General features: G+C 67.9%; 20 protein-coding genes and 1 tRNA gene. 12 read left to right on the top strand and 9 right to left on the bottom strand.

The annotated features are described in order from the left end of the window. Positions 1–71: 71 nt before the first annotated feature. Genes EXE63_RS21495 through EXE63_RS21485 form a run of 3 tightly spaced genes read right to left on the bottom strand, consistent with a single transcriptional unit; the run spans position 72 to position 5,273 of the window. Complete coding sequence (locus EXE63_RS21495) at positions 72–989, bottom strand: nucleoside triphosphate pyrophosphohydrolase (protein ID WP_168143611.1); 918 nt, start codon at positions 987–989, stop codon at positions 72–74. Continuing rightward, positions 986–4,627 carry a transcription-repair coupling factor gene (gene mfd, locus EXE63_RS21490; RefSeq protein WP_168143610.1) on the bottom strand — a complete coding sequence of 1,214 codons (3,642 nt, stop codon included), beginning with the start codon at positions 4,625–4,627 and terminating at the stop codon, positions 986–988. The genes EXE63_RS21495 and mfd overlap by 4 nt, the downstream gene beginning before the upstream one ends. A gap of 55 nt (positions 4,628–4,682) precedes the next feature. Next, positions 4,683–5,273, bottom strand: coding sequence for a TetR/AcrR family transcriptional regulator (locus EXE63_RS21485; RefSeq protein WP_234904622.1), 591 nt, complete (start codon positions 5,271–5,273; stop codon positions 4,683–4,685). An 86-nt stretch (positions 5,274–5,359) separates the two neighbouring features. On the opposite strand from EXE63_RS21485, the gene EXE63_RS21480 reads away from it, so the two are divergent. From EXE63_RS21480 to pth, 8 genes are all read left to right on the top strand, one after another. Then, positions 5,360–5,431 (top strand) — tRNA-Gln (locus EXE63_RS21480). Positions 5,432–5,572: 141 nt separating this feature from the next. After that, positions 5,573–6,964 (top strand): bifunctional UDP-N-acetylglucosamine diphosphorylase/glucosamine-1-phosphate N-acetyltransferase GlmU, encoded by a 1,392-nt coding sequence (gene glmU / locus EXE63_RS21475; protein WP_234904621.1) that lies wholly within the window; start codon positions 5,573–5,575, stop codon positions 6,962–6,964. An 88-nt stretch (positions 6,965–7,052) separates the two neighbouring features. Further along, the gene (locus EXE63_RS21470; RefSeq protein ID WP_105361837.1) at positions 7,053–8,033 is read left to right on the top strand and encodes a ribose-phosphate diphosphokinase; all 981 of its coding nucleotides are present in this window, start codon (positions 7,053–7,055) and stop codon (positions 8,031–8,033) included. 1 nt (position 8,034) lies between these two features. Next, entirely contained in the window at positions 8,035–8,373 is a 339-nt protein-coding gene (gene arsC / locus EXE63_RS21465; RefSeq protein ID WP_168143607.1) for an arsenate reductase (glutaredoxin), read from the top strand. Beyond that, entirely contained in the window at positions 8,370–9,041 is a 672-nt protein-coding gene (locus EXE63_RS21460) for an LpqN/LpqT family lipoprotein (RefSeq protein ID WP_168143606.1), read from the top strand. Before arsC ends, EXE63_RS21460 begins: the two co-directional genes overlap by 4 nt. A 14-nt stretch (positions 9,042–9,055) precedes the next feature. Next, the gene (locus EXE63_RS21455) at positions 9,056–9,922 is read left to right on the top strand and encodes an oxidoreductase (protein WP_168143605.1); all 867 of its coding nucleotides are present in this window, start codon (positions 9,056–9,058) and stop codon (positions 9,920–9,922) included. A 122-nt stretch (positions 9,923–10,044) separates the two neighbouring features. Beyond that, positions 10,045–10,707: a 50S ribosomal protein L25/general stress protein Ctc gene (locus tag EXE63_RS21450; RefSeq protein ID WP_168143604.1), complete on the top strand. Its 663-nt coding sequence runs from the start codon at positions 10,045–10,047 to the stop codon at positions 10,705–10,707. Positions 10,708–10,728: 21 nt separating this feature from the next. Then, complete coding sequence (gene pth, locus EXE63_RS21445) at positions 10,729–11,304, top strand: aminoacyl-tRNA hydrolase (RefSeq protein WP_168143603.1); 576 nt, start codon at positions 10,729–10,731, stop codon at positions 11,302–11,304. 9 nt (positions 11,305–11,313) lie between these two features. On the opposite strand, the gene EXE63_RS21440 is transcribed toward pth, so the two are convergent. The 6 genes from EXE63_RS21440 to EXE63_RS21415 all read right to left on the bottom strand — a co-directional run bounded on the left by EXE63_RS21440 (position 11,314) and on the right by EXE63_RS21415 (position 18,197). Further along, positions 11,314–11,976 carry a DUF998 domain-containing protein gene (locus tag EXE63_RS21440; RefSeq protein WP_168143602.1) on the bottom strand — a complete coding sequence of 221 codons (663 nt, stop codon included), beginning with the start codon at positions 11,974–11,976 and terminating at the stop codon, positions 11,314–11,316. A 99-nt stretch (positions 11,977–12,075) separates the two neighbouring features. Then, positions 12,076–13,713 (bottom strand): fatty acyl-AMP ligase, encoded by a 1,638-nt coding sequence (locus EXE63_RS21435; RefSeq protein ID WP_168143601.1) that lies wholly within the window; start codon positions 13,711–13,713, stop codon positions 12,076–12,078. A 275-nt stretch (positions 13,714–13,988) separates the two neighbouring features. After that, positions 13,989–14,951, bottom strand: a complete 963-nt coding sequence (locus EXE63_RS21430; RefSeq protein WP_168143600.1) for a 4-(cytidine 5'-diphospho)-2-C-methyl-D-erythritol kinase — start codon at positions 14,949–14,951, stop codon at positions 13,989–13,991. Between the two features lie 222 nt (positions 14,952–15,173). Continuing rightward, on the bottom strand, positions 15,174–16,112 hold the full coding sequence (gene rsmA, locus EXE63_RS21425; protein ID WP_168143599.1) for a 16S rRNA (adenine(1518)-N(6)/adenine(1519)-N(6))-dimethyltransferase RsmA: 939 nt from the start codon (positions 16,110–16,112) through the stop codon (positions 15,174–15,176). After that, entirely contained in the window at positions 16,109–17,236 is a 1,128-nt protein-coding gene (locus EXE63_RS21420) for a resuscitation-promoting factor (protein WP_168143598.1), read from the bottom strand. Before EXE63_RS21420 ends, rsmA begins: the two co-directional genes overlap by 4 nt. A gap of 121 nt (positions 17,237–17,357) precedes the next feature. Continuing rightward, positions 17,358–18,197, bottom strand: a complete 840-nt coding sequence (locus tag EXE63_RS21415; protein WP_168143597.1) for a TatD family hydrolase — start codon at positions 18,195–18,197, stop codon at positions 17,358–17,360. A 24-nt stretch (positions 18,198–18,221) separates the two neighbouring features. Between EXE63_RS21415 and metG the strand changes: the two genes are divergently transcribed. The 4 genes from metG to EXE63_RS21395 all read left to right on the top strand — a co-directional run bounded on the left by metG (position 18,222) and on the right by EXE63_RS21395 (position 23,286). After that, positions 18,222–19,790, top strand: coding sequence for a methionine--tRNA ligase (gene metG / locus EXE63_RS21410; RefSeq protein WP_168143596.1), 1,569 nt, complete (start codon positions 18,222–18,224; stop codon positions 19,788–19,790). A gap of 1 nt (position 19,791) precedes the next feature. Continuing rightward, positions 19,792–21,141 (top strand): NADP-specific glutamate dehydrogenase, encoded by a 1,350-nt coding sequence (gdhA, locus tag EXE63_RS21405; RefSeq protein ID WP_168143595.1) that lies wholly within the window; start codon positions 19,792–19,794, stop codon positions 21,139–21,141. 85 nt (positions 21,142–21,226) lie between these two features. After that, positions 21,227–22,405 (top strand): NAD(P)/FAD-dependent oxidoreductase, encoded by a 1,179-nt coding sequence (locus EXE63_RS21400; protein WP_168143594.1) that lies wholly within the window; start codon positions 21,227–21,229, stop codon positions 22,403–22,405. After that, complete coding sequence (locus EXE63_RS21395; protein WP_168143593.1) at positions 22,402–23,286, top strand: RNA polymerase sigma-70 factor; 885 nt, start codon at positions 22,402–22,404, stop codon at positions 23,284–23,286. The genes EXE63_RS21400 and EXE63_RS21395 overlap by 4 nt, the downstream gene beginning before the upstream one ends. Positions 23,287–23,299: the final 13 nt, after the last annotated feature.

Raw genomic sequence — 23,299 nt, 5'->3', positions numbered from 1 at the left:
CGCCGAAACTGTATTCCAGACGGCAAAGTTCGAGAGCCCGTCGTCTGGAATACAGTTTCGGCGGAGTGGGGTCAGGCGGGCCAGTGCGCGCGCCACTCGTCGGCGCCGATCTGCTCCGCCGGGGTTTCCCCGATGGCGTCGCCGCCCCGGGCGGCCTTGACGGCCTGTTCGGCCCGGCGGACCGTGTCGATGAACTCCAGAGTGGCGGTGCGCAGGGTGTTCTCGGCATCGGATTCGACGCCGATCCGCACCTCGCGCAGCGAATCGGGGACCAGTTCATCGGGGATGCCCGCTCCGGCGCAGCGTTCGAGTACCTTCTGCGTCAGCGCCAGGGCGGGCTGGCCGGTCGGCACATCGTCCATGCAGGAATCGCGCACCTTCTCGTGGCGTTTGCGTTCCTCCCACTGGGCGAGTTGCTCCTCCAGTGACACCGCATGACCGGCGAGCACCCCGGCGGCGCGGTTGCCCAGCTTGCGGACCAACGCGTCGGCGACATCGTCGATACCGAACGGGTGAGCCGGCGCGTCCTCGGCGATGCGGGCGTGAAAGAGCACCTGCAGCAACACATCTCCGAGTTCTTCGCGCAGTTCCTCGGCGTCCCCGCCCCGCACGGCGTCGAACAGCTCGTAGGTCTCCTCCAGCAGGTAGCGCCGCAGCGAATCGTGGGTCTGCTCGCTCTCCCACGGGCCGTCGGTGCGCAGCTTGTCCATGATCGCGACCGCGTCGACAAGCCGCTCTCCGGCCTGTGGTGCGGGCGAGGCGATCAGCTGTTCGCCCGCCGCCAGCCGGGCCTTCACACTGGGATGCTCGGGATCCGAGGACAGCAGCACCGGGGCCGGGTCACCGTCGTAATCCGGCCGCGCCGAGGGCAGTGACCACGGCACCTTGATCGGCATCTCCTCGGTGTACTGCACGTCACCGGCGAGCAGGCCGACGGCTTCCACCGGGACCAGCGAGGGCCGGCGCGGGTCCACCAGGACGATGGTCATTGCGCACCTCCAGGCGTAGTTGCGGCCCCGTCTCCCATGGCGGTGATGTCGACCTCGCCCGCCGGCCGACCGTCCAGGGCCAGCAGCAGACCCGCAACCGCTTGCAGCAGCTCGAGATCGCGGATACGCGGCGCGCCCACCCCGGTGCCGGCCCGCGGAATCGGGATCTGCACCGTCGATGTCGTTGCCCGGTAGGCCGACCCCGGGTAGACCCGCTTGAGCCGCATCTGACCGGAGTCCAGCAGCGTCAGCGGTGCGACCTTGATGGTGGCATCGGAGATCGTGGCCACCTCGGTGACCCCATACTCGCGGCACAACAGCCGCAGCCGCGCCACCGCGATCAGCCGCTGCGCCGGTTCGGGCAGCGGACCGTAGCGGTCGACGAGTTCCTCGATGACGCGATCCACCCCGGCGCCATCGGAGGCCGCGGCCAGCCTGCGGTAGGCCTCCAGCCGCAGCCGGTCGCTGCCGATGTAATCCGGTGGGAAGTGGGCGTCGACGGGGAGGTCGATGCGCACATCCTTGGGTTCCTCCACGGTGCTGACGGTCTTCCCGTCGACGGCGGCGCGGTAGGCCTCGACGGCCTCACCGACCAGCCGCACGTACAGGTCGAAACCGACACCGGCGACGTGGCCGGACTGTTCGATACCCAGCACGTTGCCCGCACCGCGAATCTCCAAGTCCTTCATGGCAACCGCCATGCCGGCGCCGAGTTCGTTGTTCTGCGCGATGGTGGCCAGCCGGTCGTGGGCGGTCTCGGTCAACGGCACCTCCGGCGGATACAGGAAGTACGCATACCCCCGCTCGCGGCTGCGGCCGACCCGGCCACGCAGCTGGTGCAGCTGTGACAGACCGAAGGTATCGGCGCGTTCCACGATCAGGGTGTTGGCGTTGGAGATGTCCAGGCCGGTCTCGACGATGGTGGTGCAGACCAGGATGTCGTAGTCGCGGTTCCAGAAGCCCTCGACGGTCTTCTCCAGGTTCTCCTCGGCCATCTGACCGTGCGCCACCACCACGCGCGCCTCCGGCACCATGGCCTGCACCCGCGCGGCGGCCTGATCGATCGACTTGACCCGGTTGTGGATGTAGAACGCCTGCCCGTCGCGCAGCAACTCGCGGCGCAGTGCCGCGGCGACCTGCTTGTCGTCGTGCGGACCGACGTAGGTGAGCACCGGGAATCGTTCCTCGGGCGGGGTGAGGATGGTCGACATCTCGCGGATGCCGGCCAGGCTCATCTCCAGGGTCCGCGGGATCGGGGTGGCGCTCATGGTCAGGACGTCGACGTGGGTGCGCAGGCTCTTGATGTGTTCCTTGTGCTCGACGCCGAAACGCTGCTCCTCGTCCACGATCACCAGGCCGAGATCCTTCCAGCGCACCGCGGTCTGCAGCAGCCGGTGCGTGCCGATGACGATGTCTACCGAACCGTCGGCCATACCGTCCAGCGTGGCCTTCGAGTCGGCCGTATCGGTGAAGCGGGACAGGCCTTTCACGGTGACCGGGAAGCCCGCGGTGCGAGCGGTGAACGTCTGCAGATGCTGGTCGGCCAGCAGCGTGGTCGGCACCAGCACCGCCACCTGCTTACCGTCCTGCACGGCCTTGAACGCCGCGCGGACCGCGATCTCGGTCTTGCCGTAACCGACGTCACCGCAGATCACCCGGTCCATCGGGACCGGCTTCTCCATGTCGGCCTTGACCTCGGTGATGGCGGTCAGCTGGTCCATGGTCTCGGTGAAGCCGAACGCATCCTCCATCTCGGCCTGCCACGGGGTATCCGGCCCGAACGCGTGGCCGGGGGCCGCCTGGCGCTTGGCGTACAGCGACACCAGCTCACCGGCGATCTCCCGAACCGCCTTGCGCGCCTTGGTTTTCGTATTGGTCCAGTCACTGCCGCCGAGCCGGCTCAGGGTGGGTGCCTGACCGCCGACGTAGCGGGACAGCTGGTCCAGCGAATCCATCGGCACGTACAGCTTGTCGGTACCACCGCCGCGTTTGGACGACGCGTACTCGAGAACCAGGTATTCGCGGCGCGCACCGCCGATCACCCGTTCGGTCATCTCGACGAACTTGCCGATGCCGTGCTGATCGTGCACCACCAGGTCGCCGGCCGTCAGCGCCAGCGGGTCGACGACGTTACGTCGTTTGGCGGCAAGCCTTTTCCCGTCGGTGGCGGCGACTCTGTTGCCGGTGAGGTCGGTCTCGGTGATGATGACGAGGTTGGCCCCCGGGATCACCAGTCCGTCGTGCAGTGGGCCCTTGAGCACGCCGACCACACCGGCGGCGGGCTGCGCGCCGGGCTCCAGCAGCGCTGCCGGCGTATCGGATTCGCCGAGCTGCTCGACCACCCGGTGTGCGGTGCCGGTGCCCGGCGTCACCACGGTGGCGAACCCGCCCGTGGCGACGTGCGCGCGCAGCATCGCGAAGATCTCCTCGACCACATTCTGACTACGCGCCGACGGAGCGGGCCGGACATCGAGTTCGACCGCCGACCCGTCGTTGAGCTGGCTCAGCGTCCACCAGTATCCGGCCGCGGCCCGCACCTCGTCGAGGTCCCGGAAACCGGACCCACCGAGGGATTCGATATCGACGGGGGCCGCCCCGCCGATCGCGGCCACCGACCAGGACGCCTCCAGGAATTCCCGGCCGGTGCGGATCAGGTCGGCGGCGCGCGAGCGCACCTTCTCCGGGTCGCACACCAGCACCGGCGTGCCCTCGGGCAGGTGGCTGGTGAGCAGGGTCAGCGCGTCGGGTTGCAGCACCGGCAGCAGCGCCTCCATCCCGTCGACCGGGATGCCCTCGGCGAGCTTGGCCAGCATGTCGCCGACACCGCCGGCGACGGTGTTGTCGGTCTGCGGGCCGGCGTCGACAAGCTGGCCGGCACGTTCCTTGACCGCATCGCTGAGCAGGATCTCCCGGCACGGGACGGCAATCAGGTGATCGATCTCGATCTCGGTGATGGACCGCTGATCGGCGACCGAGAACATCCGCATCTCGGAGACCTCGTCACCCCAGAACTCCACGCGCACCGGATGTTCGGCGGTCGGCGCGAAGATGTCGAGGATGCCGCCGCGGACCGCGAACTCGCCACGCTTGGCCACCATGTCCACGCGGGTGTAGGCCAGCTCCACCAGCCGGGCGATGGTGGCATCGAAATCGGAGTCGGCACCGACCGTGAGCGTCACCGGCTCGATGTCGCCGAGATCGACCACCATCGGCTGCAGCAGTGAGCGGGTGGTGGTGACGACGACCCGCAACGGTGGGCCCAGGTGTTCGTCCTCGGGATGCGCGAGCCTGCGCAGCAGCATCATCCGGGCCCCGACCGTCTCCACACCGGGTGAGAGCCGCTCATGCGGGAGCGTCTCCCAGGACGGAAACAGCGCGACGGCGTCGCCGAAGACCGCCTGCAGTTCGGCGGTCAGGTCGTCGGCCTCGCGGCCGGTGGCGGTCACCACCAGCAGCGGGCCGGTCCGGGCCAGCGCGGCCGCGGCGAACAGCCGGGCACTGGCCGGGCCGGCCATCGCCAGCGAGTCCGGGCGGGTCTGCGCGCGGGCGATCAGATCGGTGAAGGTGGGCGAGCTGAGCGCCAGGTCGACGAGCCCCGCGATCGAGTTTTGGACATGCGTGTGCCCCGGTGCGGTCATGATGAGTCCATCCTAGGCGGCGCCCGGCAGTGACGAATCTCGCGCCGGGGGCACGCTAATCCTCGAGCTTGGGATCCGACTCCAGGTGCGTCAGCCCGTTCCAGCACAGGTTGACCACGTGCGCGGCCACCACCTCCTTGGGCGGCTCACGGACATCGAGCCACCACTGCGCGGTCATCGAGACCGATCCGACCAGCGCCTGGGCGTACAGCGGCGCCAGGTCGGGGTCCAGTCCGCGCCGGGAGAAGTCACCGGCCAGGATGGAGGCCACCTGGTTGACCGCGTCGTTGAGCAGCGTCGCGTAGGTGCCCTCGGTGATGGCCGCCGGAGAATCCCGGATGAGGATGCGGAACCCGTCGGTGCGTTCCTCGACGTAGGTCAGCAGCGCCAAGGCCACCAGTTCGACGCGCACCCGGGAGCGGTTCTGGGTCAACGAGGCGGTGATCATGTCCAACAGGGTCGACATCTCCCGGTCGACGACGACCGCGTAGAGGCCTTCCTTGCCGCCGAAATGCTCGTAGACCACCGGTTTCGACACATTGGCGCGCTGGGCGATCTCCTCGACGGAGGTGCCGTCGTAGCCGCGTTCGGCGAACAGCGACTTGGCGATCTCGATGAGCTGTTGACGACGTTCGCTGCCGGTCATCCGGGCGCGAGGCGCACGAGGTTCTTTGTCAGGTGCGGCCACACGAGGAAGCCTAGTGGTTTCGACTAGAGTCTCGGGTTGATCAGTCCGTCGTGGTGTAATCGGCAGCACCTCTGATTTTGGTTCAGATAGTTCAGGTTCGAGTCCTGGCGACGGAGCACAATGGCCGCGAACGTGCGACGGCGAACGCCTCCCGCGGCGCGTCGCGCGCCGCACCGCACAGTCGCGATTGGAAGGGCCACGTGACCACACACCCCGAAACCGCCGTGATCGTGCTGGCCGCCGGCGCGGGCACCCGGATGCGCTCGGCCACCCCCAAGGTGCTGCACCCCCTGGGCGGGCGCAGCATGCTGGCCCACGTGCTGCATGCACTCACCACACTGACGCCCAGCCACATCGTCGTCGTGGTCGGGCACGGCCGCGACCAGGTGAACGACGAGGTGGCCCGGGTCGCCGCCCACACCGACAGCCGGATCAGCACCGTGGTGCAGGAGGAACAACTCGGCACCGGGCACGCCGTCGGCGTCGGGCTGGCCGGCCTACCCGACGATTTCGCCGGCACGGTGGTGGTCACCACCGCCGACGTGCCGTTGCTCGGCGGCGCCACGCTGGCCACCCTGACCGCCGCGCATGCCGGTGCCCGGGCGACCATCCTGACCACCACGCTGGACGACCCGACCGGGTACGGGCGCATCATCCGCGATGCCGACGGCGCGGTGGCAGCCATCGTCGAGCAGGCCGACGCCGATGACGCCCAGCGCGCCATCGCCGAGATCAACTCCGGGGTGTACGCGTTCGACGCCGCCGCGCTGCGGGCGGCGCTGACCCGGCTGAGCACCGACAACGCCCAGGGTGAGCTGTACATCACCGATGCGGTGGCCATCCTGCGCGCCGAAGGCCACACCGTGCGCGCCCAGCATGTCGCCGACACCATCGAGGTTTCCGGGGTCAACGACCGCGTCCAGCTCGCCGCGCTGGGCGCCGAACTGAACCGCCGCACCATCGAACGCCATCAGCGGGCCGGGGTGACGATCGTCGACCCTGCCACCACCTGGATCGACGTGGACGTGGAGATCGGGCCCGACACCGTCGTGCATCCAGGCACCCAGCTGCTCGGCGCCACCGCGATCGGCACCGACTGCACCATCGGGCCGGACAGCACGCTGCGCTCCATGGAGGTCGGTGACGGCGCGTCGGTCGTCCGCACCCACGGCGAGCTGTCGGTCATCGGCGCGGGCGCCACCGTCGGACCGTTTACCTACCTGCGCCCGGGTACCGAGCTGGGCGCCGACGGCAAGCTCGGCGCGTTCGTCGAGACCAAGAATTCGACGATCGGCGCCGGCACCAAGGTGCCGCACCTGACCTATGTCGGGGACGCCGACATCGGCGAGCACAGCAATATCGGCGCCTCCAGCGTCTTCGTCAACTACGACGGTGAGACCAAGCGACGCACCACGATCGGCTCCCATGTCCGGACCGGTTCGGACACCATGTTCGTGGCGCCGGTGACCGTCGGGGACGGCGCCTACACCGGGGCGGGCACCGTGCTTCGCGACGATGTTCCGCCCGGTGCGCTGGCCGTCTCGGACAACACTCAGCGCACCATCGAGGGCTGGGTGCTGCGCAAACGCCCAGCAAGTGCCTCCGCCGACGCCGCACGCAAGGCCGGGGCCCCCGAACCCGACGCCTGATGTTGGCATTCTGGTAACCCGGCCACGACCGGCCAGGAAAGCTACGTACGATTGGCGCGTAATCGACCCGACTGGCGAAGGCACCTAAATGAGCCACGACTGGACCGACAACCGTAAGAACCTGATGCTCTTCTCGGGTCGGGCCCACCCCGAGCTGGCCGAGCAGGTGGCCAAGGAACTCGACGTCCCGGTGACCGCGCAGACCGCGCGCGACTTCGCCAACGGCGAGATCTTCGTCCGGTTCGACGAATCCGTGCGTGGCTGCGACGCCTTCGTGCTGCAGAGCCATCCCGCACCGCTGAACCAGTGGCTGATGGAACAACTGCTCATGATCGACGCGCTCAAGCGCGGCAGCGCCAAGCGGATCACCGCGATCCTGCCGTTCTACCCGTACGCCCGCCAGGACAAGAAGCACCGCGGCCGTGAGCCCATCTCCGCCCGGCTGGTCGCCGACCTGTACCAGACCGCCGGCGCCGACCGCATCATCACCGTCGACCTGCACACCGACCAGATCCAGGGTTTCTTCGACGGCCCCGTGGACCACATGCGCGCCCAGAAGCTGCTCACCGGCTACATCGCGGAGAACTACGCCGACGCCGACAAGGTCGTCGTCTCCCCCGACTCCGGCCGGGTGCGCGTCGCCGAGAAGTGGGCCGACGCCCTCGGCGGTGTCCCACTGGCCTTCATCCACAAGACCCGTGATCCGCTGGTGCCCAACCAGGTCAAGTCCAACCGGGTCGTCGGCGAGGTCAAGGGCAAGACCTGCATCCTGACCGACGACATGATCGACACCGGCGGCACCATCGCCGGCGCGGTCAACCTGCTGCGCCAGGACGGGGCGAAGGACGTGATCATCGCCGCGACGCACGGCGTGCTGTCCGACCCGGCGGCCCAGCGCCTGGCCGACTGCGGCGCCCGCGAGGTCATCGTCACCAACACCCTGCCGATCAACGAGGAGAAGCGGTTCCCGCAGCTCACCGTGCTCTCGATCGCGCCGCTGCTGGCCAACACCATCCGGGCGGTGTTCGACAACGGTTCGGTCACCGGACTGTTCGACGGATCCGCCTAGCGTGTCGCGAATCCTGCACAACCCGAAGTGCTCGACCTCACGCAAGACCCTGGAACTGTTGCGCGAGTTCGGTATCGAACCCGAGGTCGTGCTGTACCTGAAGACCCCGCCCACCAGGGCCGAGCTGGCCACGATGATCGCCGACGCCGGTATCGACGTGCGTGCGGCCGTCCGCAAACGTGAATCCCTCTACGGTGAGCTGGGTTTGGCCGACGCTTCCGATGAGGAGCTGCTCGATGCCATGGCCCAGCATCCGATCCTGATCGAACGGCCGTTCGTCGTCACCGACAAGGGCACCCGGCTGGCACGTCCGATCGACAAGGTCCGCGAGATCTTGTGAGAGCTGCACTTGCGGTGGTGGCGGCAGCGGCGGCGCTGCTGACCGGCTGCGGTGCGGCCACCCCGGACTACCAGTCGCTGCTGGCGACCACCCCGAGCCGGCCCACCCCCACCACCTCCGAGGAAACGGTCCCGCTCTCGGCGTACCTGGAGAGCGTCGGGGTCAAGGGGGAACCGGTTGCCCCGGAGAAACTCACCGATCTGGCCGTGACGGTGCCGCGCCCGAAGGGCTGGCAGGACTACACCAACACCAATCTGGCGCCCGGCACCCGGGTGATCGCCGACGGCGAGACCTATCCGACGGCCATGCTGATGGTGTTCACCCTCGACGGCGATTTCGACACCGCCGAGGCACTCAAGCATGCCGACGTCGACGCGGAGATATCGGAGAACTTCAAGAAGCTCAACGGTTCTCGCGATGACTTCAAGGGGTTCCCGTCCTCGATGATCGAGGGCACCTATGACGTCGGCGGGCAACGCATGCAGGCCTACAACCGCATCGTGTTCGCCACCGGGAAGATGCCCGACAAACCCGCCCCGGGCCAGCTGGAACCCAAGGCGCAGAAATACCTGGTGCAGCTGACCATCACCAGCTTCGCCGACGACGCCGAGGCCAAGGGCGCGGCGATCGAGCAGATCATCTCCGGGTTCAACGTCTCGGCCAAGTAGTTACCCTGGCCACCATGAGTTCATGGACCGCCGCAGACCTGCCATCGTTCGCCGGCCGCCGCGTCATCGTCACCGGCGCCAACAGCGGGCTCGGGCTGATCACCGCCCGCGAACTGGCCCGGGTCGGGGCCTCGGTGGTGCTCGCCGTCCGCAATACCGCCAAGGGCGATGACGCCGCCGCCACGATGACCGGTGACGTCACGGTCCGCGCACTCGATCTGCAGGACCTGGCCTCGGTGCGCGCCTTCGCCGATCAGACCGAGGCGGTGGACGTCCTGGTCAACAACGCCGGCATCATGGCCGTGCCGTACGCGCAGACCGCCGACGGTTTCGAGAGCCAGATCGGCACCAACCATCTCGGTCATTTCGCGCTGACCAACCTGCTGCTGCCCAAGATCACCGACCGGGTGGTCACGGTGTCCTCGATGATGCATCTGCTCGGCGTGATCAGCCTCAAGGACCTGAACTGGCGCTCACGCCCGTACTCGGCATGGCTGGCCTACGGGCAGTCCAAACTGGCCAACCTGCTGTTCACCAGCGAGCTGCAACGCAAGCTGACCGCCGCCGGATCGCCGGTGCTCGCCATCGCCGCGCACCCCGGATATTCGGCGACCAACCTGCAGGGCCAGACCGGCAACGTCACCGGCGACAAGTTCTGGAAGGCCGCGAACCGGATCGCCACCGACGCCGACTTCGGGGCCCGGCAGACGTTGTACGCGGTGTCCGCCGACATCCCCGGGGACAGTTTCATCGGCCCGCGGTTCGGTATGGGCGGGCCGACCGGCCTGAGCCCGCGCAGCCCGCTGGCACGGAATACCCGGACCGCTGCGGGGCTGTGGGCGCTGTCCGCGCAGCTCACCGGGACCGAATTTCGGATCTGAGGGTGCTCTGGGATAGCCTGAGGCCCATCACGGCGAGGGTGGCCCGACCACCGTTATCGACGGGAACTTCTCTGTTCTCCCTGGCCGTGCTTTTCACCACACCGGCACAGGAGTAACGACACATGGCCAAGACCTCGGCCCCCAACAAGCTGACCGCGACCGTGCGTACCCGCACCGGCAAGGGCGCCTCGCGCCAGGCCCGCCGCGACGGCAACATCCCCACCGTGCTGTACGGCCACGGCACCGAGCCCCAGCACCTGGAGCTCAACGCGCGCGACTTCGCCGCGGTGATGCGTCACTCCGGGACCAACGCCATCCTGACCCTCGACATCGAGGGCACCGAGGCGCTCGCGCTGACCAAGGCGCTGGACATCCACCCGGTGCGCCGCAACATCCAGCATGTCGACCTGCTCGTGGTGGTGCGCGGTGAGAAGGTCCACGTGGACATCAACGTGCTCGTCGAAGGCGAAGCGGCGCCCGGCACGCTGGTAGCCCAGGAAGCCAACACCATCGCCGTCGAGGCCGAGGCAATGTCCATCCCCGAGCAGATCACCGTGTCGGTCGAGGGCGCCAAGGTCGGCACCCAGATCACCGCCGGCCAGCTCGAGCTGCCCAAGGGCGTCAGCCTGACCGTCGATCCCGAGACCCTGGTGGTCAACATCGTCGCGGCCCCGACCGCCGAGGATCTGGAGAGCGATGGCGCCGGCGATGCCGACGACGCTGCTCCGGCCGCGGACGACGCCGACGGCGAAGCCGCCGAGGGCGAAGCCGAAGCTGCCGAATAGCTCCGGGTAGCACTGCGACTCATGGCCGAACCGTTGTTGGTGGTCGGCCTGGGAAATCCCGGGCCGAACTACGCCAAGACCCGGCACAACCTCGGTTTCATGGTCGCCGACCTGCTGGCCGGGCGCATCGGCTCAGGTTTCAAGGTGCACAAGAAGTCCGGTGCCGAGGTGACCACAGGTCGCCTCGGCAACCGGGCTGTTGTGCTCGCCAAACCTCGGGTCTACATGAACGAGTCGGGACGCCAGGTCGGCCCGTTGGCGAAGTTCTATTCGGTCTCGCCCGCCGATGTCGTGGTGTTGCACGACGAACTCGATATCGATTTCGGCCGGATCCGGCTCAAGCTCGGTGGCGGCGAGGGCGGCCACAACGGGTTGCGCTCGGTGGCGGCCGCGTTGGGCACCAAGGACTTTCAGCGGGTCCGCATCGGGGTGGGGCGTCCACCCGGACGCAAGGATCCGGCGGCCTATGTGTTGGAGAACTTCTCGACGGTCGAACGCCCGGAGGTCCCGATCATCTGTGAGCAAGCCGCCGACGCGACCGAGCTACTTCTCGCGCAGGGCCTGGAGGCCGCGCAGAACACCGTGCACGCCTGGTAGCCGGACCGCTCAGACCGATTCCAACCGCTTTGCCGTCGCGAACTCCCCGCGAATCAGCCAGATCCCCAGCGCGATCACCGCGCCCACCTCGAATGCGACGATCCCGCGTTCGACGATGCCGAGCGGGATGATGCGATACCAGCGCAGGTCGGTCACCATGCTGACCGCGATGGCGCCGAACAACACCGACAGCCAGGCGATCGAACCGTAGGCCAGCCAGACCGCCGGCCGGGCCTGCCGGTGCCTGCGGGCGATCGCCAGCACCGCGGCGGGCAGCGACACGAAGGCCAGCAGCGTGGCCACCCGGTGGATCGATCCGCTGGTGCTGGGCCCGATCTCCCAGTTGTGTTTGGGGAAGACGGCCACCCCGAGAAGCCCGATCACCCACAGCGACATGAGGATCGAGCCGAACGAGATCGGAGCCACCACTCCGGCGCGAATCAGCCCGGCCAGCAACAGGATCGAGCCGACAGCCAGGGCCAGCACGCCGACGAGGAAAGCCCAACCGCCCCCGGTGTAGACGTACGCCGAGATGGTGGACATGCGCAGGGTGCGACCGGGTCGATGAGATTCGCCGCCGAGGATCGCGTCCAGGGTCAGGATGGCGATCACCGAAATGGCGGCGCCCAGCACCGCGATCCAGCCGAACAACGCATGAGTAGCACGGTCCATCAGACCAGGGTACGGACAGACCGACAGTGGCGAGCGTGCACAAACTCGGACTGGGCCACGGTGTGTTGCCCGCGGACACGCACGCTCGCGGAAAGGAGCCTAGCCGGTGACGAGCGCGACCGAATTGGCCCGGCGCAGCTTGCCCGACGGGGTCTTCGGGATGGTGCCCGGCCCGAGCACGACCACGTTGCGCGGACGAACGTCGACCTCGGTCACCACTTCGTGGGCGACCTGGTGCTCGATGCGGCGGACCTCGGCCAGATCCTGGTAGTGATTGGATTCCACTGCGACGGCGAAGGTTTCGCGCGAATGGCCGGCGTCGAGGCGCACCGCGACGGCGCAACCGGGGCGCACACCCTCGACGCGGCCCGCGGCACGCTCGATATCGGTCGGATAGATGTTGCGGCCGGCCATGATGATGACGTCCTTGACGCGACCACACACGACGACATTGCCCTCGTCGGTGATGTAACCGAGGTCGCCGGTGTCATACCAGCCGTTCTCGTCCTGGGTCGGCAGGAAGCCTGCCATCGTGATGTAGCCCGGGGTGACCGATTCGCCACGCAGCTGGATGACACCGACACCGCGAGTCGGCAGCACGGCGCCGTCCTCGTCGACGATGCGGGCCTCCAGGTCGTTGAGCAGCGGGCCCAGCGACGCCAGCCGGCGGGTGTTGCCCTTGCCCGACGGCACCGCGCGGCGCAGCGCGGCCAGCAGGTCGGCGTCGACCTCGTCGACCACCAAGCCGGCGTTGCACGGCGAGAAGGACACCGCCAGACAGGTCTCGGCCATGCCGTAGGCGGGCAGGATCGCCGTCTCCGACAGCCCGAACGGCTTGCCCGCGTCGATCAGGTCCTCGACATCGGCGGGTTCGACCGGCTCGGCGCCCGACAGCGCGAAGCGCAGGGTGGACAGATCGAACTCGCCCGGCTTGGCCTGACGGCGCAGACGCTTGGCGAACAGCGCGTAGGCGAAGTTCGGGGCCGCGGTCATGGTGCCCTTGTACTTGTCGATGAGCTTGGCCCACAGCAGGGTGTCACGCAGGAAGTCCATCGGCGTGACCTTGACCAGTTCGGCGCCGAAGTACATCGGGATGGTGAGGAAGCCGACCATGCCCATGTCGTGGAAGCAGGGCAGCCAGCTGACCATGACGTCGGTGTTGACGTCGTATTCGGCGCCGATGAACATGGCCTCGGCGTTGGAGAAGATGTTGCGGTGCGTGATCTGCACGGCCTTGGGAGACCCGGTGGAGCCGGACGTCAGCTGCATCAGCGCCAGATCGTCCTCCCCGGTCTCGACCGGATCGATCGGGTCGGCGGCCAGCAGGTCGGACACCTTGAGCACCGTGATGCCCTTTTCCTCCAGCACGGGGATCGCCACGATGAACGGTTCGGAGACGATGACGGCCTTGAGCTCGATCATGCCGATGACGGTCATGGTGTCTTCGGCCCACACGACGAGGTCGGTCCGCGGGGTCGGCTGGTGCAGCATGGTGAGGCTGCCGCCGCGCATCCACACGCCCTGGGCGGTCGGCGCGATCTCCACCGGGAAGCCGGCCAGCACACCGACGGCGTCACCGGGCCCGATACCGGCCGCGGCGAGTCCACCGGCAACCCGGCGGGCGCGCTCATGCACCTCGGCCCAGGTGTGGCGGACCGGCTCGTACGGTTCGCCGGTGACCATGCCCCGCTCGCTCTCACGGGCGCTGCGGTACATCTTGTCGGTGAATCGGCTCACGACGACCTCCTCGGTGTCTGGGGCCGGGTCGGCTGCGACCTCGGCGCCAGTTTCCTTGCGCGTTTCCCTATATTCCGCCTGCTAGCACCCTCTTTGAGAGAGGCGCGCACGCACAATTGGGAAGCAGTTGTGTCTCAAAACGGTGATGGCCAGCCGGTAACCCGCATTCGTTTCCGCCTGCGGGTTTCCACCAGAGCCCATCTTAAAGAACCCTTAAGTAACTGCCAAACTCTCGGACCGATCGAGACATGTGTCACAACGCAAGAATGTTTGGCTCACCGCGCGGCTTCGGGCACCACCCGGGCACCGTGGACGGGGCCGCTGGCCACCCGCACGGTGCGGCACACCCCGGCGCCGGAGAGCGAAGTCCCGACGTCGACCGCGGCGGACTCCGACGCACACAGGAAAGCGCAGGTAGGCCCCGATCCGGAGATGATCCCGGCCAGCGCCCCGGCCTCGTCACCGGCGCGCAGGGTGCGGCGCAGGTCCGAGCGCAGGCTCAGCGCGGCGGGCTGCAGATCGTTACCGAGCAGCGCGGCCAGCTCGTGCGGGTCTCCGGAGGCCAGCGCGGCCAGCACCGGTTCGGCATCGTCGAGCCGCGGTGGCCCGCCTCGATCCGGCGTCTCGCGCAACCGGTCGATCTCACCGAACACCGCGGGTGTGGACAGCCCCTTGTCGGCAAAGGCCAGCACCCAGTGGAAGGTGCTGCGGGCCAGGACGGTCGCGAGTTCCTCACCGCGGCCGGTGCCCAGTGCCGTACCGCCGTGCAGGGCGAAGGGCACATCGCTGCCCAGCTTGGCGGCCAGCGCATGCAGATCGCGGCGCGGCACACCCAGCTGCCAGAGGTGATTCATCGCCACCAGGACCGCGGCGGCGTTGCCGCTGCCACCTGCCATCCCGCCGGCGACCGGGATCGACTTGGAGATGGAGATCGCGACATCGGGGGCGCGGCCGACGTGGTCGGCCAGCAGTTCGGCGGCCTTCCAGGCCAGGTTGCGCTCATCGGTCGGCAGCGCCTCGGAGCCCTCACCCGACATTTTCAGCGACAACACGTCGGCGTCGCGCACGGTGACATCGTCGAACAGCGACACGGCGTGGAAGACGGTGGTGAGCTCGTGATAGCCGTCGTCACGGCGATCCCCGACCGCCAGATACAGATTGACCTTGCCGGGGACGCGCACCGTGACCGAACCGGTGGGCACCCACTCGGTGGCGGTATCGCCGTCGGATGCAGACACCGCACGACACTACCGCCACGCCTGGGACGCCGAGCGGATAAGCGCTGAGATACCCCTCGTCAGATCCCGCCGCTGTCGATCAGGCTAGTGTTTGCCCGCACAGTGTGTCAAGGATCACAAACTCGACGTGCGAGACCACCGCTCCGCGCGATGAGAACGGGTGATGCCGGGCGACGGCGATCCCGCCCGGGGCGACCCGGGCGGCGAAGAAATTTGCCAGGCCTAGCTGCGAGCCGAGTCGGTGGCCCGCTCGGATTCGCTGACCGCCGGCTCGGGGGCCGGTGCCGGCGCGGGCGGCGCCATCTCACCGGAGCGTTGCAGCAGCCGCACGAAATCCGCGATCGCCAGGGTCTCGCCGCGGCGAGCCGGGTCGATACTCGCCGCCAGCAGACGTTCGGCGGACTCGTTGCCGGAACCCGCCCACTCGGCGAAGGCATTGCGCGACGTCTTGCGGCGCTGCGCGAAACCGATGTCGATGAGCTCGAAGACCTGCTCGCGGAACGAGGCGTCGGTCGGCCACGGGGACGACTCGTAGCGGTCGATGCGGACCAGCCCGGAGTAGACCCGCGGGATGGGCCAGAACACCGTCGGCGAGACCATGCCGTAGCGGCGGACCTCACCGTAGAAACGCACCTTGGCACTGGGTACGCCGTAATCCTTGCCACCGGGCTCGGCGGCGAGCCGCTCGGCGACCTCGGCCTGCACCATGACCATCACCGTCTTGATGGACGGGAACTCGGCCAGCAGGTGCAGCAGCGCCGGGACGGCAATGTTGTACGGCAGATTGGCGACCAGCGCGGTGGGCAGCTCGTCGACGTCATCGGCCTTGAGCGTGAGGATGTCGCGGTTCAGCACGGTCAGCCGGCCGATTTCGCTGTGCGAATGGTTGGCGATCGTCTTGGGTAGCTGACGGGCCAGTACCGGGTCGATCTCGACCGCGGTCACCCGGGCGCCCCTGTCGAGCAGGCCCAGGGGCAGCGAGCCGAGGCCCGGACCGACCTCGATCACCGAGTCCTGCCGGTGGATACCGGACGCGGACACGATGCGTCGCACGGTGTTGGCGTCGTGGACAAAGTTCTGTCCGAACGCCTTCCTCGGCCGGAAGTCGATCTCCCGGGCCAGATGCCGTATCTCGGTTCGCCCGAGCAGTCGGATCGTCACGATGACCCCAATCTGGCGCTACATGTTGGCCAGGCACCCCAACCCTGACGTGCCCTCGTCACTTCAGCAATCGCGATCTGTTCTTCGCGCGTTGCCAAATCTGCCCGCTGAGCATAGCGCAGACCACCCTGTCGCTCCCAGGTGTTTTGGTCAAATTGAACGCCGCCGTAATATCCGTTGCCGGTGTTGATAGCCCAGTTACCACCCGATTCACACCCGGCGAGCGCATCCCAGACGTGCCCGTTCGATATCGGCGGCACCTCGGTACCGGGTTTGGTGCCGACCCTCAGCACAGCTTGGCGCGCCGGATTGAGGACGACATTGGCTACTGGCAATCTTCCCGTCTCGACCCCGTTGACCTCGGCGACAGCAAACGTGACGTCCTGCAGACCCGGGGCGCCCGGGTCCTCGACGACCTGGCGACTTTGATTCAGCGTCGGATCCTCGATCCGGTTGCTGGGCGGCGGCAAGGGCACCTGCGCCGTCACCTTCTCGATGCGGACACGCGTCACGTCGATGCGCATACCGTCGACGACCGGTGCGGACGCCGCCGGCACCACGGTGTCGCGCTGCTGCAGCGGCACACCGGCCGCCTCCAGCAGCCCGCCGACGTTCGGAGCCGCCAGCCGGACGGTGCTGAGTTTGCCACCGTCGTTCAGTTGCACGGTTTTGGCGCTGACCACGGGCAATGACATTCCGGCCAGCGGAAGACGACTGCCGCGCGACGCGGCGGCGGGCGCGGTGTCGGTCATCGAAAGCTGCGCGAGCGCCTCCTGCACGGTTGCCGCCGTGGTCCACACCTCGGTGCTGTCCTGGCCGTCCATGGAGATCTGCAGGGGCCGGCTGCGGCGCAGCACGATGGCATCGGTGTCGGCCACGGATGCGTCGGCGGCCGGGAAGAGATCGTCACGCTCACCGACGGTGTAACCGTTCTCCTCCACCACGTCGATGACCCGCGACTTCATGGTGGCCACGGTCAGCTGGGTGCCGTCGACGGTCAGCGACAGCGTCTTGTGTGAGGCCACCGCGACACCACCGGCAAACACCAAGGTGAGCAGCAGTGCGCCCACCAACAGACGAAGTGCAGGCGAGCGCGATTCGTGGAGCTTGTTCAACACATTCACTGATTTCGATTCCCGACTCATGAGTGCGGCACGTGAGCAGCCACGATGACCATCCGCATTCGATAACAGGACGGTAACGAAGTTCGGTCAACCGCGCCAACTCACCACGGTATCCAACGCGTCACACCAATCCATAAACGCGCATCGCATTCGCGGCGGTGATCTCGGCCAGTTCGGCTGCCGGCCGATCGAGCACATCGGCCAGCGCCCGCACCGTGTACGGCAGGCAGTACGACTCGTTGGGCGCACCGCGGAACGGGTGCGGGGTGAGAAACGGGGCGTCGGTCTCCACCAACAGCAGTTCGGCGGGGACCACGGTGGCCGCTTCGCGCAGCGCGTGGGCGTTGCGGAAACTGACCGTCCCCGACAGGCTGACCATCCACCCGTGGGCCGCGCAGATCCGCGCCATCGCGGCATCGGACGAGAAGCAGTGGAAGATCACCGTCTCCGGCGCCCCCTCCGCACGCAGCACGTCGAGCACCTCGGCATCGGCATCGCGGTTGTGGATCATCAGTGGCTTGCCGGTGCGCTTGGCCAGCTCGATATGCCAGGCGAAGCCCTCACGCTGCTCCGCGGGATCGGCGCAACCCTCCAACCGGCCCGGCCAGTACATGTCCATACCGGTCTCCCCCACTGCCACCACCCGCGGCGCGTCGGCCAGCGTCTCCAGTTCCGCCTTCGCGGCATCGTCGAGGGCGTTGGCCCGGGTCGGGTGCAGCGCGACCGCGGCATAGACGCGTGGATCCCACTCCGCGGCCCGGGCGGCCCAGCGCGCGGCGTCCAGGTCGTCGGCGATGGTGACCACGGCCCGCACGCCCACGGCCTCGGCCCGATCCAGAATCGCGTGGACGTCGTCGGCGGTTTCGGCCCCGCAGGCGTCGAGGTGGGTGTGAGCGTCGATCAGTGGGGTCAGCGGCTCCGGGGCGGGCGGTTTGTCCCTGGCTGAACGTTTGGAACTCACTGCAACACCATAAAGTGAGTGCCGATGAGCAGCGAATCTTCGTCCCGGCCGACGTACTACATCACGACGGCCATCGACTACCCCAACGGTGCGCCGCACATCGGGCACGCCTACGAGAAGACGGCCACCGATGCGATCGCGCGGTTCAAGCGCCTCGACGGTTTCGATGTCCGATTCCTCACCGGCACCGACGTGCACGGCCTCAAGATGGCCGAGACCGCAGCCGCCGAAGGCCTGCCCACCGCCGATCTCGCGCGCCGCAATTCGGATGTGTTCCAGGGCATGCAGGAGAAGCTGAACATCTCCTTCGACAGGTTCATCCGTACCTCCGATGCCGACCATTACGAGGCGTCGAAGGCGATCTGGCGTGCGATGAACGAGTCCGGCGACATCTATCTGGGCACCTACGCCGGCTGGTACTCGATCCGCGATGAGCGTTTCTTCGCCGAGGACGAGACCGAGCTGCTGCCCGACGGGTCCCGCATCGCCACCGAGACCGGCACGCCGGTCACCTGGACCGAGGAGCAGACCTACTTCTTCAAGCTGTCCGCGTACGCCGACCGGCTGCTCGCCCTCTACGAGGAGCACCCGGAATTCATCGGGCCCGATGTCCGGCGCAATGAGGTGGTCAGCTTCGTCTCCGGCGGGCTGCGCGACCTGTCGATCTCGCGGACGACGTTCGACTGGGGCGTTCCGGTACCCGATCATCCCGATCACGTCATGTACGTGTGGGTGGACGCACTGACCAACTATCTGACCGGCGTGGGCTTCCCCGACACCGCGTCCGAGTCGTTTGGGCGGTACTGGCCGGCCGATCTGCACGTGATCGGCAAGGACATCATCCGGTTCCACACGGTCTACTGGCCGGCGTTCCTGCTGTCGGCAGGTATCGCCCTGCCGCGCAGGGTGTTTGCGCACGGCTTCATCAACGTCAAGGGCGAGAAGATGAGCAAGTCGGTGGGCAACGTCATCGACCCCATCGCGCTCGTGGACGCCTTCGGCGTGGACCAGGTGCGCTACTTCCTGCTCCGGGAGGTGCCGTTCGGTCAGGACGGCAGCTACAGCGAGGAAGCGATCATCGGCCGGATCAACGCCGACCTGGCCAACGAGCTGGGGAACCTGGCGCAACGCTCGCTGTCAATGGTCGCCAAGAACCTCGACGGCACGGTGCCCTCACCGGGTGAGTTCACCGCCGAGGACTCGGCGCTGCTCGCCCTGGCCGACGCACTGCTGCCGCGGGTGCGTGGTCACTTCGACGAGCCGGCAATGCATCTCGGGCTGGAAGCGATCTGGTCGGCGCTCGGTGCAGCCAACCGGTATTTCTCGGCTCAGGAGCCCTGGGTGCTGCGCAAGACCGACGAGCAGCGCTTCGCCACCGTGCTCTATACGACGCTGGAAACCGTGCGGATCGCCGCGCTGCTGATCCAGCCGGTGATGCCGGCCTCGGCCGCCAAGCTGCTCGATCTGCTCGGTCAGCCCGCCGACCAGCGCGACTTCACCGCGATCGGGACCCGGTTGGTGCCCGGCACCGCGCTGCCGGCGCCCGAAGGGGTGTTTCCCCGGTATCAGGTCCCCGAGAAACAAACGGAGTGAGATGACCGGCCTGCACGCAAAGCTGCACGACATCTATGACGAAGTGGCCCAGCGCAATCCGGGTGAAGTTGAGTTCCACCAAGCGGTCTACGAGGTGCTCGACAGCCTCGGACCGGTGGTCGCCAGGCATCCGGAGTACACCGACAACGCGGTGATCCGCCGGTTGTGCGAGCCCGAACGGCAGATCATCTTCCGGGTGCCGTGGCTGGATGATGCCGGCGCCGTGCAGATCAACCGCGGATTCCGGGTCGAGTTCAACTCCGCCCTGGGACCGTTCAAGGGCGGGTTGCGATTTCACCCGTCGGTGTACCTGGGCATCGTCAAGTTCCTGGGCTTCGAGCAGATCTTCAAGAACTCGCTGACCGGCCTGCCCATCGGCGGCGGCAAGGGCGGCTCCGATTTCGACCCGAAGGGCCGCTCCGACAACGAGATCATGCGGTTCTGCCAGTCCTTCATGACCGAGCTCTACCGCCACATCGGCGAACACACCGACGTCCCGGCCGGCGATATCGGCGTCGGATCACGCGAGATCGGTTACCTGTTCGGCCAGTACAAGCGGATCACCAACCGCTGGGAGGCCGGTGTGGTCACCGGCAAGGGATTGACCTGGGGCGGCTCTCAGGTCCGCACCGAGGCCACCGGGTACGGGACGGTGTTCTTCGTCGACGAGATCCTGCGGACCACCTCCGACTCGTTCGACGGCAAGCGGGTCGTGGTGTCGGGCTCGGGCAATGTGGCCATCTACGCCATCGAGAAGGTGCACGCGCTCGGCGGCGTCGTGGTCGCGTGCTCGGACTCCGGCGGCTACATCGTCGACGAGAAGGGCGTCGACCTCGACCTCCTCAAGGAGATCAAGGTGGTACGCCGCGGCCGGATCAGCGACTATGCAGCAGCCCGCGGCGGCGCAGCGGATTTCGTGGCCGGCCGGAGCGTGTGGCACGTACCCTGCGATATCGCGCTGCCGTGTGCCACCCAGAACGAGGTGTCCGGTACCGACGCGAACGCGCTCATCGATTCCGGTTGCCGGATCGTGGCCGAGGGCGCCAACATGCCGTGCACCCCGGAGGCGGTGAAGTACTTCGGCGCGGCCGGGGTGATCTTCGCCCCCGGCAAGGCCGTCAACGCCGGCGGAGTGGCAACCAGTGCACTGGAGATGCAGCAGAACGCCTCGCGCGACTCCTGGACGTTCGAGGACACCGAGGCGCGGCTGGCCGAGATCATGCGCCGCATCCACCACACCTGTCTGACCACTGCAGATGCCTACGGCCAGCCCGGCAATTATGCAGCGGGCGCCAACATCGCCGGGTTCATCAGGGTCGCCGACGCAATGCTGGCCCTGGGCTTGATCTAGTGATCTGAGCCACAATTACAGCTGCGGTGTCACACTCCGGCAGGCACCGGTGTCTTGAGGGCATATCCGAGAAAAGGAGAACCTCATGAACAACCAGCGCACCAACGTCGTCGTCATCGGCGGCGGCTACGCGGGCGTCATCGCGGCCAACCATCTGCGGTGCAACCCCGATGTCGCCGTCACCCTGATCAATCCGCGCGCCGAGTTCGTGGAGCGGATCCGGCTGCACCAGTTGGTCACCGGCTCCGATGACGCCGTGGTGGACTACGCCGAGATCTTGGGCGCCGATGTCCGGCTCCTCGTCGGCACCGCCGAGCGCATCGACGCTGCCGCCCGCACCGTCACCGTCGCCGGCGACACGGTCGGCTATGACTACCTCATCTACGCCGTCGGCAGCACCGGCGCCGCGCTGAACGTGCCCGGCGCCACCGAATTCGCTTATCCGATATCGGAATTCGAGCACGGGGCGCCGCTGCGCGACGCCATCGCGGGGATCCGTCCCGGTGAGCCGGTGACCGTGGTCGGCGCCGGACCGACCGGCATCGAGATGGCCGCCGAGCTCGCCGAAGCAGGGCATGCCGTGACGCTGGTGTGCGGTGGGGTGCTCGGCCCGTACCTGCATGCCAAGGGCCGCGCGTCGGTGGCCAAGGTGATGCGCACCCTCGACGTCACCGTCGTCGAGGGGCCTGCGGCCACGGTGACCGAGGTCCGCGCCGGCTCCGTGCTGCTGGCCGACGGGCGCGAACTGCGCAGTGCCGTGACGATCTGGACGGCGGGGTTCGGGGTGCCGGATCTGGCGGCCCGCAGCGGGCTGGCCACCGACGCCCTCGGACGGCTACTGACCGACGAAACGCTGACCAGTGTCGACAACCCCTACATCGTGGCGGCCGGTGACGCTTCTGCTCCGTCGGACCTGCCACTGCGGATGAGCTGCCAGGCGGCGATCCCGCTGGGCGCCCAGGCCGCCAACACGGTGCTGAGCCGTATCGCGGGCACCGAGCCCGCGGTGATCAACCAGGCCTTCACCGGCCAGTGCATCAGCCTGGGCCGTGACGCCGCCACCATTCAGGTCGCCCATCTCGACGACCGGGTGATGCCGCTGTACCTCGGCGGGCGGGTCGCGGCGACGGTCAAGGAGGCGGTCTGCAAGGGCACGGTGTCCTTCCTGGCCAAGGAGGCCCGCAAGCCGGGCTCGTACTTCTGGCTCAAGGGCGGCAAACGGGCGCAACGGGTGGCTGACGCGAAGGCCGCCGCCGTCCGATGAGCGAGCACGCCGAGCGGTTCACCGCGCTGCGGCCGCTGCTGTTCACCATCGCCTACGAAATCCTCGGTTCGGCAACCGAATCCGATGATGTCCTGCAGGAAAGTTACCTGCGCTGGGCGGAGGTGGACCTGGACACGGTGCGCGACACCAAGTCCTATCTGGCTCAGCTGGTGACCCGGCAGTCTCTCAACGCGTTGCGCGCCCAGGCCCGCCGCCGCGAGGACTACGTGGGCCCCTGGTTGCCCGAACCACTGCTGGTGGACACCCGGGACGCCGGCGCGGATGTGGTGCTCGCCGAGTCGGTGTCCATGGCGATGATGGTGGTGCTGGAATCGCTGACCCCCGATGAACGCGCGGTGTTCGTGCTGCGCGAGGTGTTCGGCTTCGGTCACGACGAAATCGCCGCAGCGGTCGGTAAATCCGCGGCCGCGGTGCGCCAGATGGCGCACCGCGCGCGCGAACATGTGCATGCCCGGCGCAAACGTTTCGAGCCCGTCGACCCGGCCACCAGCGAACAGATCACGTGTCAGTTCTTCGCGACCGCCGCCACCGGGGACGTGAGCAGCCTGATCGAACTGCTCGCCCCGGACGTGGTGTGGACGGCCGACAGCGCGGGCAAGGTCAGCGCCGCCAGACGGCCGGTGCACGGCGCCGATCGGGTGGCCCGGCTCGTGATCGGGCTGCTGCGGATGGCCGGCGAGGAGGGTCGCGTCGAGTTGGCCACCTACAACAACGCGCCGGCCCTCAAGCTCTACCTGGGCGACAGCTTCGAAGGTGTGATCACCGTCGAGATCACCGAGGGCCGGATCTCGCACTTCTATGCGATGCGCAACCCGGAGAAGCTGACCACCGCCACCATCCCGCGCGCCATCAGCCGTTAGCTTCTGACAGGCT

This window comes from Mycolicibacterium frederiksbergense, from assembly GCF_012223425.1.
Lineage (GTDB): Bacteria > Actinomycetota > Actinomycetes > Mycobacteriales > Mycobacteriaceae > Mycobacterium > Mycobacterium frederiksbergense.
This window is presented reverse-complemented; position numbering and strand designations above follow the sequence as displayed.

Coding starts and splice junctions, on each gene's coding strand:
- EXE63_RS21395 (WP_168143593.1), top strand. CDS start 22,402: ATGAGCGAGCACGCCGAGCGGTTCACCGCGCTGCGGCCGCTGCTGTTC.
- EXE63_RS21455 (WP_168143605.1), top strand. CDS start 9,056: ATGAGTTCATGGACCGCCGCAGACCTGCCATCGTTCGCCGGCCGCCGC.
- EXE63_RS21450 (WP_168143604.1), top strand. CDS start 10,045: ATGGCCAAGACCTCGGCCCCCAACAAGCTGACCGCGACCGTGCGTACC.
- mfd (WP_168143610.1), bottom strand. CDS start 4,627: ATGACCGCACCGGGGCACACGCATGTCCAAAACTCGATCGCGGGGCTC.
- EXE63_RS21470 (WP_105361837.1), top strand. CDS start 7,053: ATGAGCCACGACTGGACCGACAACCGTAAGAACCTGATGCTCTTCTCG.
- pth (WP_168143603.1), top strand. CDS start 10,729: ATGGCCGAACCGTTGTTGGTGGTCGGCCTGGGAAATCCCGGGCCGAAC.
- glmU (WP_234904621.1), top strand. CDS start 5,573: ATGCGCTCGGCCACCCCCAAGGTGCTGCACCCCCTGGGCGGGCGCAGC.
- EXE63_RS21495 (WP_168143611.1), bottom strand. CDS start 989: ATGACCATCGTCCTGGTGGACCCGCGCCGGCCCTCGCTGGTCCCGGTG.
- EXE63_RS21400 (WP_168143594.1), top strand. CDS start 21,227: ATGAACAACCAGCGCACCAACGTCGTCGTCATCGGCGGCGGCTACGCG.
- metG (WP_168143596.1), top strand. CDS start 18,222: ATGAGCAGCGAATCTTCGTCCCGGCCGACGTACTACATCACGACGGCC.
- EXE63_RS21485 (WP_234904622.1), bottom strand. CDS start 5,273: ATGACCGGCAGCGAACGTCGTCAACAGCTCATCGAGATCGCCAAGTCG.
- EXE63_RS21440 (WP_168143602.1), bottom strand. CDS start 11,976: ATGGACCGTGCTACTCATGCGTTGTTCGGCTGGATCGCGGTGCTGGGC.
- gdhA (WP_168143595.1), top strand. CDS start 19,792: ATGACCGGCCTGCACGCAAAGCTGCACGACATCTATGACGAAGTGGCC.